Source organism: Oceanomicrobium pacificus, assembly GCF_009833495.1.
In the GTDB taxonomy this organism is placed as follows: domain Bacteria; phylum Pseudomonadota; class Alphaproteobacteria; order Rhodobacterales; family Rhodobacteraceae; genus Oceanomicrobium; species Oceanomicrobium pacificus.
On record NZ_WUWG01000003.1, the window covers coordinates 133,034 to 144,696 of the forward strand.

Sequence of the window (11,663 nt, forward strand, 5' to 3'; positions counted from 1 at the left end):
ACGGCGACGAAAAGGAGAAGCAGATGCGCGTGAATTATGGCCAGACCGTCCATGGCGAGGAAGAAATCGAAGCCGTCGTGGATGTGCTGCGGACCTCCACCCAGATGGGGCCGCGGGTGCGCGACATGCAGGCGCAGGTCGCGGCGCTCTTCTCCAAGAGCCACGGGATCATGGTCAATTCCGGCTCCTCGGCCAACTATCTTGCGGTCGAGTTGCTCGACCTGCCCGAAGGGGCGGAGGTCATCACGCCCGCGCTGACATTCGCCACCACCGTGGCCCCGATCGTGCGCAACCGGCTGGTGCCGGCCTTTGTCGATGTGGCACCGGGCACCTACAATATCGACGCGGACCGGATCGAGGCGATGATCGGCCCCAAGACAAAGGCGATGGTCATTCCCTCGCTCATCGGCAACCTGCCGGACTGGCCGAGGATCGCGGAGATCGCACGCGCGCACGGGCTCAAGATCGTGGAAGACAGCGCCGACACGCTTGGCGCGACGATCGGCGGCCTGTCCACGGGGCTCTATTCCGACATCTCCACCACCAGCTTCTACGGCAGCCACGTCATCAACGGCGCGGGCAATGGCGGGATGCTGTGTGTCAGCGACGAGGATCTGGCGCGGCGTGCGCTCCTGCTGCGAAGCTGGGGGCGGACATCCTCGCTCTTCGTGGAAAGCGAGACGATCGAAAACCGTTTCAACGTTGAACTGGACGGGATCGAATATGACGCGAAATTCCTGTTCGAGGATCTGGGCTACAATGTGGAACCGTCCGAGATCAGCGCGGCCTTCGGGCTGGTGCAACTGAAGAAGCTCGACCGCAACATCACGGCGCGGGAAGAGAATTTTGCCCAGCATCTCGCCTTCTTCCGCGACTGGGAGGACTGGTTCATCCTGCCCGAGCAATTGCCGGCATCGCGCACCGGTTGGTTGGCCTTTCCGCTCACGCTGCGGGAGGGGGCGCCGTTCACACGGCGCGACTTGCAGATCTATCTGGAGGAACGCGACATCCAGACCCGCCCTGTCTTCACCGGCAACATCCTGCGACAGCCGGCCATGAAAGGGGTGGAGGCCCACACCGACGCGGACGGCTATCCAGCGGCCGATGCCGTGATGCGCGGCGGGATCCTGCTGGCCTGCCACCACGGGCTGGACCAGCCGCAGATCGACTATATGCACGAGACTTTGCGCACATTCCTGAACGGTAAAAAGTAATAGTAACCAGTATATTGACGTATCGAGAGGAGAGACGGATGGAGAGTTCCCTGACGGCCTGCAGAGCCTGCCGCTCAGAAAATCTGGTGACGTTCCTGCCAATGGGGGACCATCCGCCGGCCAATATGTTCGTGCGGCCCGAGGATCGCGACAAGCCGCAACCGGCCTTTCCGCTCAACACTCAGGCCTGCCTCGATTGCGGGCTGATCCAGGTTGCGGACCAGATCCCCGCGGGTTTCTTCGAACACTACCTTTACGTGCCCTCGGGCGCCGCCACGATGCACACGCATTTTGACGGGCTGGCGTCTGTGCTGACCGGTCTGGCCGATGGCGGTCTGGTCGTCGATATCGGCTGCAATGATGGGCTGATGCTGGCAGCGGCGAACGGCAAGGGGGCACGCACGCTGGGGATCGACCCGGCCCGCAATCTGGCAGAGATCGCGGCCGAACGCGGTGTCACCGTCGAGACCGGATATTTCGGACCGGACTTCGCGGCAGAGATGCGGGACAAACATGGTCCGGCGGCGGTGATTGCTACCTCGAACACGCTCAACCATATCGGGGATCTGCACAGTTTCATGGTCGGAATCGACCGGTTCCTGGCCGATGACGGCGTATTCGTGGTGGAGGTGCCCTGGGGCAAGAAGATCGTCGAGACGAGCCAGTTCGACAATGTCTATCACGAACATGTCTCTGAAATGAGTCTGCGGTCCCTCGTCAAACTCGCGGCCTTTTTCGGCATGGACGTGTTCGACGTCACGAAACTGCCGGTGCACGGCGGATCGATGCGGGTCTTCTTCTCCCGCAAGGCGGCCGGCCGTCCGATCGCGCCCATCGTGGCTGAGATGCTCGCGGATGAGGATGCCATCGGCATGACCGAGGCCGCGACCTATGCGGCTTTCGCCGAGCGGGTGGAGGCGATCAAGACCGATCTGCGCGCCGAACTGTCGAAACTGAAGGCAGAGGGCAAGGTTGTTGCCGGATACGGCGCACCGGCCAAGGGCAATACATTGCTCAACTATTTCGACATCGGGCCGGAGGATATCGCCTATCTGGTCGATAAGAACCCGCTGAAACAGGGGCTTCTGTCGCCGGGCAAGCTGATCCCAATCTATGGGCCGGAGAAGATCGCGACAGACCCGCCGGACGTGCTTCTGGTGCTCGCATGGAATTTCTTCGACGAGATCCGCGAGCAGCAGGCGGCCTTCGAAAACGCCGGTGGACGGTTCCTCGTCCCGCTGCCGCACCCCCATTTCGTGCCCGCCTGATCCATGTGGCGCGGGCGGTCCGTTACTGTCGCGGGGGGCGCCGGGTTCATTGGTGCCCGGCTGACGCGCGCGCTGGTCGAGCAGGGGGCGAACGCCGCCGTGCTGGTGCGCGAGACGACGGACACGCGCCGTTTGGACACTATTCTGCCGCCGGAGCGCATCGACAGGGTGAACTTCGCGGACCGGAAGGATCTTGAGAGGGCATTGGCGCTCCGTTCGCCCGATACCGTTTTCCATCTGGCCCAAGGGGTGGCGCGCGGCGCAGCGATGACGCCCGCCGCCCTTCGCGACGCCGTGGCGGTGGACCAGACAGGGCTCCTGACCCTGCTGGACGCGCTGGCAGACAGCGGCGCACCGGTCCGGGCTTTCGTGCGGGCGGGGTCGATCGCCGAATATGGCTCCACCGAGACACCGGCACGTGAAACCGATGCCGGGCGGCCGACGGGTATCTACCAGACCGTGTCGCTCGGCTCGACCGTGCTGCTGCAGGGACTGGCCGACGGGCTGCCGTTTCCGGCCATCACGCTGCGGCTCGCGCTTGTGTACGGGCCGGACCAGTCGGAGGCGTTTTTTGTGCCCGCCGCGATCCGGTCCGCGCTGCAAACGGGCATGATTTCATTGCGCGCGCCCGGCGATATCCGCGACTATATCCATGTGGATGATGTCGTGGCCGGGATGCTGGCTGTGGCCGAAGCACCGGAGCAGGCCGCGCCGGTGATGAACCTCTCGACCGGTCAGGGACGGTCGCTCGCCGCTGTGGCGGCCGGGATTGCCGCGGCGACCGGTGCCAAGGTCCGGTATGAGGGCGCGCCGGATGCGACAAGCGCGAACCCTTTTATCCACGCCGATCCGTCGCTTCTGTCCGGTTTGTACGGCTGGGCGCCGAAAACATCCTTCGCGGCGGGGATCGAAACATTGGTGAGAGAGATGACCCATGGCTGACCCGGCGCAAAAGGCAAAGGCGGAGACATTCGTTTCCATCCTTGTTCCCGCCTTCAACGAGGAAGAAACCGTCGAGCGCGCCTATCGCGAGGTGACGGCGGTGATGGAAGGGCTGGAGGACACCCGGTTCGAGATGATCTTCACCGACAATCATTCGACGGACGGCACCTTCCGCAAGCTGATGGAGATTGCAGAGCGCGATCCGCGGGTGAAGGTGATCCGCTTCTCGCGCAATTGCGGCTACCAGAGATCGCTTCTGGTCGCCTACCAGTCCGCGAGCGGGGATTGTGCGATCCAGCTCGATTGCGACCTGCAGGACCCGCCGGAGCTGATCCCGCAAATGCTGGAGAAATGGCGCGAGGGGCATCAGGTCGTCTATGGTATCCGCCGCAGTCTTGCCGACGGGCCTCTGGTCGCCTTTGCGCGGCGCGCCTTCTATGCCGTCATCAACTGGCTGAGCGAGGATGAGTTGCCACTGAATGTCGGCGAGTTCCGGCTCGTGGACCGGCGCATCCTGAACGAACTGGCGCGGGTGCGGGACAGCTCGCCCTACCTGCGCGGCCTCATCGCGGCGATGGGTTTCAGCCAGGTCGGGCTGGAATATGACCGGCAGGACCGGATTGCGGGCACGTCGAAATTTCCCTTCAAGGCGATGCTGTCACTTGCGATCGACGGGATCGTCAACCATTCGCTCGTACCCCTGCGGCTTGCGACGCTGGTTGGCATGTCGGTCGCGGTCATCACCTTCCTGATGCTGGTCATCTACCTGATCGGCAAGCTCGTCTTCGGGCAGGACTGGCCGGCGGGTTTTGCGACGACCACCGTGCTCCTGCTCCTCTCCATGATGCTGAACGCAATGTTCTTCGGGATCGTGGGCGAGTATCTCGGCCGGATCTTCATGCAGGCCAAAGCCATGCACGTTCCCATTGTCGAAGCGCGTGTGAATATCGACCCGCCCGCCCATCTGACCGCGCCCGACGCAGACGGTCCCATGCCGGAGTACGAGATCCATGCGCCTGGTCTTCATTCTGAGCGGACTTAGCGCCGGAGGGGCCGAGAAGATCATCGCCCTTCTGGCCGCGCACCGTATGGAGCGGGGCGACGAGGTGCATGTGGTCGCTATGTACTGCCCCGAGGAGGGGCCCTATTTTCCGTTGCCGGACGGGGTGAAGGTCCATGTGCTCGACCGGGGCGCCGTGCAGGGCGGGCGCGGGCTGCAATGGCGGCGGCTGCGTTTTATCCGGCGCACGCTGAGAGAGATCGCGCCGGATGTGGCCGTGTCCTTCCTGACCAAGATAAATGTTCTGTCACTTTTGGCGACTGTGGACCGCGATTTTCCTTTGCTGGTCTCGGAGCGCAACAATCCGAAAGCCCAGAAAAACAATCGGCTGTGGAAGCATCTCAACTTACTGATGTCAGGAACAGCTGACAGGATCGTAATGCTGACCAGAAGATCAATAGATCAATTGCCGAATAGATTACAGAGAAGGGCATTTGTTATTCCGAACCCTTGCATGAGGTTCCCAAATATTCTGTACAGTCATAGCACGGGAAAGCGTGTTATTGCCGTTGGCCGACTGGATTATCAAAAGGGATTTGATCTTCTGATTCCTGCATTCCGATCTGTGCTAGCGGCACACCCTGACGCCACATTGAAGATTTTCGGCGAGGGGCGCGAAAGGCAAAATCTGGAAGCCTTGATCCGAAAAGAAAATCTTGAAGAAACTGTATCCCTCCCAGGCACCACAAAGCGGAGCGGTGAATGGATTGAACATGGTGATCTGTTCGTTTTGCCCTCAAGGCATGAGGGATTTGCGAACGTTGTCGCTGAAGCCGCGGCAGCTGGCTTGCCAATCGTGGCATTCGATTGTGATTTCGGTCCTGCTGAAATCCTCAAGGACGGCGAAACCGGACTCCTTGTGCCGGATGGCGACGTAGATGCAATGGTCAAAGCATTGATTGATTTGCTAGATGACCCATCGCTGCGCCAGAAAATGTCGGAAAATGCGCCAGCAACAGTCGCGCATCTGTCCTTGGAGAATGTGATGCAGCTCTGGGACGCGGCGATTGACGGTCTGGTCGCGGACCGGTCAGGCTGAGCGCACGCAGGCAATTCCACTGCGGTCTGAAACGAAAAAAGGCCCGCACAGGGCGGGCCTTTCCGGAATTGCTTTGGGTGCCGCTTTGCTCAGAGCGCCTCTTTCAGCGCCGGCACGGCGTCGAACAGGTCGGCCACCAGCCCGTAATCGGCGATCTGGAAGATCGGCGCTTCCTCGTCCTTGTTGATCGCGACGATGACCTTGCTGTCCTTCATGCCGGCCAGATGCTGGATCGCACCGGAGATGCCGACAGCAATGTACAGTTCGGGCGCGACCACCTTGCCGGTCTGGCCGACCTGCCAGTCGTTCGGGGCATAGCCCGAGTCGACAGCGGCACGGGACGCACCGACAGCGGCGCCGAGCGTGTCGGCGAGGCTCTCGATCAGGGCGAAATTCTCTTCCGATCCGACGCCGCGGCCACCGGACACGACGATCTTGGCAGATGTCAGTTCCGGACGGTCGCTTTCCTGCACCTTGTCCTCGACGAAGCTCGACAGGGCCGGATCGTCAGCGGCGGCGATCGTCTCGACCGGGGCGCTGCCGCCGGTCGGGGCCGCGTCGAAATTGGCGGTGCGCAGCGTCACGACCTTCGTCGCATCGGCCGATTTCACCGTCTGGATCGCGTTGCCCGCGTAGATCGGGCGCTCGAACGTGTCGCCGTCAACCACGCCGGTCACGTCGGAGATGACCATCACGTCGAGCAGGGCCGCCACGCGCGGGGCAAGGTTCTTGCCCGCAGCGGTCGCGGGTGCGACGATGTGGCTGTAGTCACCCGCCAGGCTGACGACGAGCGCGGCGAGCGGTTCCGCCAGCCCGTGGCCGTAGATCGCGGCATCGGCATGAAGCACCTTCGAGACGCCGTCGAGCGTCGCGGCCTCGGCGGCGGCATCATCCGTGCCTTCGCCCGCGACCAGCACGGTCACGTCGCCCAGCTGTTTCGCACCCGTCAGGGCTTTGGCGGTGGCATCAAGCGCCAGCGCGCCGCCGGAGAGTTCGGCAATCAGAAGGACAGACATCAGAGAACCCCCGCTTCATCTTTGAGTTTCGCGACCAGTTCGGCCACATCCGCCACTTTCACGCCGGCAGACCGGGTCGCCGGTTCGGCGGTCGACACAACGGTGAGCCGCGGCGAGACATCCACGCCGTAATCGGCGGGTGTCTTTTCCTCGAGCGGCTTCTTCTTCGCCTTCATGATGTTGGGCAGCGAGGCGTAGCGCGGCTCGTTGAGACGCAGGTCGACGGACACGACCGCCGGCAGTTTCACGCTGATCGTCTGCAGGCCGCCATCGACCTCGCGCGTGACCTGTGCGCTGTCGCCTTCGACCTTCACCTCGGAAGCAAAGGTCGCCTGGCTCCAGCCGAGCAGGGCGGACAGCATCTGGCCGGTCGCATTCATGTCATTGTCGATGGCCTGCTTGCCGCAGATCACCATCTGCGGGGCTTCCTCATCGACCACGGCCTTCAGGAGCTTGGCCACCGCGAGCGGCTCCAGATCCTGGTGCACATCATCGGTGGCCACGATCAGGATCGCCCGGTCGGCACCCATGGCAAGCGCGGTGCGCAGCGTTTCCTGAGCCTGTTTCACACCGATGGAAACGGCGACGATCTCTTCGACCACGCCGGCTTCCTTCAGACGGATCGCCTCTTCGACGGCAATCTCGTCAAAAGGGTTCATCGACATTTTCACATTGGCAAGGTCGACCCCGGTCCCGTCCGCTTTGACGCGAACCTTCACGTTATAGTCGATCACCCGCTTCACAGGCACAATCACCTTCATCGCGCAGCTCTCCGTTCTGGGCCGATCGCTCGGCAGGGCATCTGGACGCCGTGGCTAGACCCGCGCAGGGTGGCCGAGCCGGCATCCGGCTGATCATTCGTGGCGGCAATCAATCAGCGAAAGCGCCATATCGCAAGAGGGACATTGCGTCACGCCGACGCAACGGAACCCCCTTGGGGTTGTATCGGGGGTGAAAATGTCGCCTTCGGGCGGCGGTGCGGGCTTCCGGCCGGTGGCAGGCGGTTCGGGCGATTCGACCAACGCACCCTCAGCGATGCGCGCCCGGCACCCAGAGTATGTCGTCCGCCCCGTTGCCGTTGGCGATCCGTCCGGCGACGAAGAACCAATCCGACAGTCGGTTGAGATAGCGCAGCGCCGCGTCGTTGACCGGTTCATGTCCCGCCAGTTCCACGGCCAGCCGTTCGGCGCGGCGCGACACGGTCCGGCAGAGGTGGAAATGCGCGGCAAGCGGCGTGCCGCCGGGCAGGATGAAGCTGCGGAGCGGCGTCAGGTCGGCATTCATCGCGTCGATCTCGGCCTCCAGCCGGTCGACCTGCGCGTCCGACATGCGCAGCGGCGGATAGTCGGCCTCCGCATCCTTTTCCATATCCGGACGGCACAGGTCGGCCCCGAGGTCGAACAGGTCGTTCTGGATGCGGGCCACGGCCTCGGCCATGTCGCCGTCCGCATGAAGGCGGGCAAGGCCGAGCGTCGCGTTCACCTCGTCCACCGTGCCGTAGGCCTGTACGCGCAGGTCATGCTTGGCGACGCGTGTGCCATTGCCGAGCGCGGTGTCACCCTTGTCGCCGGTACGGGTGTAGATCTTGCTCAGGACAACCATCGGTCAGCCTCCGTTCCGGGTCAGCCAGGTCAGACCGACAATGAGCAGCACGGCAATGAACTGCAACAGGAGCCGCAGCCGCATGATCTTGTTGGCATATTTCTTGTTGAACTCGCCGCCCTTGGCGAAACCGCCAACGCCCAGCAACAGGACGGCCAGCACCGCCAGACAGGCGATCAGGATAATCGTGACAAAGGTGGGCGCCATGATGCGGTTCCTCTCCGAGTTTCGCCCTCTCTACCGCGTCGCGGGGCGGGGGCAAAGGGACAGCGTGTCACCCCCGCAGGACGATCCGGTCAAAAATCCGTGTCGAGGTGACCCGCTTCAGCGCCCCCATCATATAGGTCGGCGTGGTCACATAGTAGCGCGGGCGCGGGCGCTTGCTCTCCAGCGCATGGATCAGCTTCTCGGTGACGGCGGAGGCTGGCAGTTCGAACCGGTCGGGTTTGGTCGTGTCGCGGTAGAGGCGCGGGATCAGCTGGGCCTCGTAGAGCCGCCGGAGCGCCGAGTTTTCCCAGTCGATCCATGTCTCGAAATGCGCGCGCGAATTCTCGCGGATCCGCGAGGTGATCGGCCCGGGTTCGATCAGGATGATATCGACCGGCGCGGGCTCGGATTCGAGCCGCAGCACATCCGTCAGGCCCTCCATGGCATATTTCGTGGCGACATAGGCGCCGCGCATCCGCAAGGGCGTGAAGCCGAGCACGGAACTGTTGTTCACGATCCGGCCGTGGCCCTGTGCGCGCATCACCGGCATGACCCGTTTGATCAGGTCGAACTGTCCGAAAAGATTGACCTCGAAAATCTCCCGCAGGGCGCCGCGCGGCAGGTCCTCGACCGCGCCGGGTGTTCCGAAGGCCCCATTGTTGAAAAGCGCGTCGAGCGTGCCGCCGGTCCGCTCCAGCACCGTATCGAGTGCCGCAGCAATCGAGTCGGTATCGGCGAGGTCGAGCGGCAGGCTTTCCAACCCTTCGGCCACCAGCCGGTCCACATCCTTCTGCTGCCGGCAGGTGGCGAAGACGCGCCAGCCCCGTTTCGCCATGCCGCGCGCCGCGTCCAGACCGATGCCGCTCGAACATCCGGTGATCAGGAGGGATTTCTGGCCCATGTTTTTCATTTTCCTTGGCTTTTCAAAGCGTGTCCCGATGCCCCCGGCGGCGCAGTCTAGGCAGGTCGCCGATCCGTCGCAAGCCGCGCCGCGCAGGGCCGGTGACGTCAAGCCTCATCTTGGTCTGGACCGCCAGAAATGGGGGATGTATCACAATATCTATGGCAGATCTCATCGACGACCCCGAAATACCGGAACCTCAGGGACAGAGCGCGGAACCGCTGCGCCGGGCGCTTGGCGACCGGTACCTGACCTATGCGCTGTCCACGATCATGCATCGCGCGCTGCCCGATGCGCGTGACGGGCTGAAGCCGGTGCACCGGCGGATCCTCTATGCGATGCGCGGGCTGAAACTGGACCCGAACGGGGCGTTCCGCAAATGCGCCAAGATCGTCGGTGAGGTGATGGGCAACTATCACCCGCATGGCGATCAGGCGATCTACGATGCGCTGGCGCGGCTCGCACAGGATTTCAACGTCCGCTACCCGCTCGTCGACGGGCAGGGCAATTTCGGCAACATCGACGGCGATAATCCGGCGGCGCAGCGGTACACCGAGGCACGGCTGACCAAGGCGGCGGAGGCGCTTCTTGAAGGTCTGGCCGAGGACAGCGTCGATTTCCGCCCCAATTACGACGGCTCGGAAAGCGAGCCGGAGGTCCTGCCCGCAAGTTTCCCGAACCTGCTGGCCAACGGGTCGTCCGGCATCGCCGTCGGCATGGCCACGAGCATTCCGCCGCACAATGTGGAAGAGCTTTGCAACGCGGCCCTGCACCTGATCAAGTCGCCCAACGCGCGGATCGAGACCCTGATGGACCATGTGCCGGGTCCGGATTTCCCGACCGGCGGCGTTCTGGTGGAGCCGCGCGAGGCGATCCTGAAAGCCTATGAGACCGGCCGCGGCGGCTTCCGCCTGCGCGCCCGCTGGGAGATCGAGGATCTGGGCCGCGGCACGTGGCAGATCATCGTGACCGAGATCCCCTATCAGGTGCAGAAGTCGAAGCTGATCGAGAAGATCGCCGCGCTCATCACCGAGAAGAAGATCCCGATTCTCGCAGATGTGCGCGACGAGAGCGCCGAGGATATCCGGCTGGTGCTGGAGCCGCGCGCCAAGACGGTCGATCCGCAGGTGCTGATGGAAACGCTCTTCCGCCAGTCCGATCTGGAAAGCCGCTTTCCGCTCAACATGAATGTGCTGATCGACGGCCGGAAGCCGGAGGTCTGTTCGCTACGCGACGTGCTAAGGGCCTTCCTCGACCATCGCCGCGAGGTGCTCCTGCGCCGCTCGCGCCACCGGATGGGCAAGATCGACCACCGGCTGGAAGTGCTCGAAGGCTATATTACGGCCTTCCTCAACCTCGACCGCGTGATCGAGATCATCCGCTACGAGGATGATCCGAAAGCGGTGCTGATCGACGAGTTCGACCTGACGGACGTGCAGGCCGAGGCGATCCTGAACATGCGGCTGCGCAACCTGCGCCGGCTGGAGGAGATGGAACTGCGCAACGAGCGCGATGCGCTGCTGGTCGAACGGGCCGAGATCGAGGACCTGCTCGCCGACGAGGCGCTGCAATGGCAGACCATCGCCGACCAGTTGCGGGCGGTCCGCAAGACCTTCGGGCGCACGACCGAGGGCGGTGAACGCCGCACGCTGATCGAGGAGGCGCCGGAGTTCGAGGAGGTGCCGCTCGAAGCGATGATCGAGCGCGAACCGATCACCATCGTCTGCTCCGCCATGGGCTGGATCCGCGCGATGAAGGGCCATATCGCGCTCGACAGCGAGCTGAAGTTCAAGGATGGCGACGAGGGCCGGTTCATCTTCCACGCCGAGACCACGGACAAGCTGATCCTGCTCGGGTCAAACGGCCGCGCCTATACGCTCGCCTGCAACCTGCTGCCGGGCGGCCGCGGCATGGGCGAGCCGGTGCGCCTGATGGTGGACCTGCCGAACGAGGTCGAACTGGTCGATCTGTTCCTCCACAAACCGGAGGAGAAGTATCTGCTTGCCTCGACCGCGGGGGACGGGTTCGTCATTCCCGGCGCGGATCTGGCCGCGCAAACCCGTTCGGGCAAACAGGTTCTGAACCTGAAGGGCGATGCGCGGGCCCTGGCGTGCAAACCGGTTGCCGGCGATCACGTGGCCTGTGTCGGCCTCAACCGCAAGGTGCTGATCTTCCCGTTGGCCGACCTGCCCGAGATGGGCCGCGGCAAGGGTGTGCGGCTGCAGAAATATGCCGACGCGGACGGGGCGCTCAGCGACATCCGCACCTTCACGCTGGCCGAGGGGCTGAGCTGGCTTGATCCGGCTGGCCGGACCCGCACGGAGACCGATCTGGGCGACTGGATGGGCAAGCGGGCGTCGGCGGGCCGGATGGCGCCGCGCGGCTTCCCGCGCGACAACAAGTTCACCTGATCG

Annotated in this window: 11 protein-coding genes; 6 read left to right on the forward strand and 5 right to left on the reverse strand. The window is 63.6% G+C overall.

Annotation, left to right across the window (positions count from 1 at the left end):
• Positions 1–23 precede the first annotated feature (23 nt).
• The 5 genes from GSH16_RS07160 to GSH16_RS07180 are packed head-to-tail and all read left to right on the forward strand — an operon-like array spanning position 24 to position 5,523.
• Positions 24–1,214: a DegT/DnrJ/EryC1/StrS family aminotransferase gene (locus GSH16_RS07160; protein ID WP_160853512.1), complete on the forward strand. Its 1,191-nt coding sequence runs from the start codon at positions 24–26 to the stop codon at positions 1,212–1,214.
• A 38-nt stretch (positions 1,215–1,252) separates the two neighbouring features.
• Complete coding sequence (locus GSH16_RS07165) at positions 1,253–2,482, forward strand: class I SAM-dependent methyltransferase (RefSeq protein ID WP_160853514.1); 1,230 nt, start codon at positions 1,253–1,255, stop codon at positions 2,480–2,482.
• Between the two features lie 3 nt (positions 2,483–2,485).
• Positions 2,486–3,424: an NAD-dependent epimerase/dehydratase family protein gene (locus GSH16_RS07170; RefSeq protein WP_160853516.1), complete on the forward strand. Its 939-nt coding sequence runs from the start codon at positions 2,486–2,488 to the stop codon at positions 3,422–3,424.
• Positions 3,417–4,466, forward strand: a complete 1,050-nt coding sequence (locus tag GSH16_RS07175; protein WP_160853518.1) for a glycosyltransferase family 2 protein — start codon at positions 3,417–3,419, stop codon at positions 4,464–4,466. Before GSH16_RS07170 ends, GSH16_RS07175 begins: the two co-directional genes overlap by 8 nt.
• Positions 4,435–5,523, forward strand: coding sequence for a glycosyltransferase family 4 protein (locus tag GSH16_RS07180; RefSeq protein ID WP_160853520.1), 1,089 nt, complete (start codon positions 4,435–4,437; stop codon positions 5,521–5,523). The genes GSH16_RS07175 and GSH16_RS07180 overlap by 32 nt, the downstream gene beginning before the upstream one ends.
• 89 nt (positions 5,524–5,612) lie before the next feature.
• Here GSH16_RS07180 and GSH16_RS07185 read toward each other — a convergent pair whose 3' ends face one another.
• From GSH16_RS07185 to GSH16_RS07205, 5 genes are all read right to left on the reverse strand, one after another.
• The gene (locus GSH16_RS07185) at positions 5,613–6,539 is read right to left on the reverse strand and encodes an electron transfer flavoprotein subunit alpha/FixB family protein (protein WP_160853522.1); all 927 of its coding nucleotides are present in this window, start codon (positions 6,537–6,539) and stop codon (positions 5,613–5,615) included.
• Positions 6,539–7,300, reverse strand: a complete 762-nt coding sequence (locus GSH16_RS07190; protein ID WP_160853524.1) for an electron transfer flavoprotein subunit beta/FixA family protein — start codon at positions 7,298–7,300, stop codon at positions 6,539–6,541. The genes GSH16_RS07185 and GSH16_RS07190 overlap by 1 nt, the downstream gene beginning before the upstream one ends.
• 268 nt (positions 7,301–7,568) lie before the next feature.
• Positions 7,569–8,141: a cob(I)yrinic acid a,c-diamide adenosyltransferase gene (locus GSH16_RS07195; RefSeq protein ID WP_160853526.1), complete on the reverse strand. Its 573-nt coding sequence runs from the start codon at positions 8,139–8,141 to the stop codon at positions 7,569–7,571.
• 3 nt (positions 8,142–8,144) lie between these two features.
• Positions 8,145–8,348: a twin transmembrane helix small protein gene (locus tag GSH16_RS07200; protein WP_160853528.1), complete on the reverse strand. Its 204-nt coding sequence runs from the start codon at positions 8,346–8,348 to the stop codon at positions 8,145–8,147.
• 67 nt (positions 8,349–8,415) lie between these two features.
• On the reverse strand, positions 8,416–9,249 hold the full coding sequence (locus GSH16_RS07205; protein ID WP_160853530.1) for an SDR family NAD(P)-dependent oxidoreductase: 834 nt from the start codon (positions 9,247–9,249) through the stop codon (positions 8,416–8,418).
• Between the two features lie 161 nt (positions 9,250–9,410).
• Between GSH16_RS07205 and parC the strand changes: the two genes are divergently transcribed.
• A complete protein-coding gene (gene parC / locus GSH16_RS07210) occupies positions 9,411–11,660 on the forward strand; it encodes a DNA topoisomerase IV subunit A (protein ID WP_160853532.1) in 2,250 nt (749 codons plus the stop codon).
• Positions 11,661–11,663 lie beyond the last annotated feature (3 nt).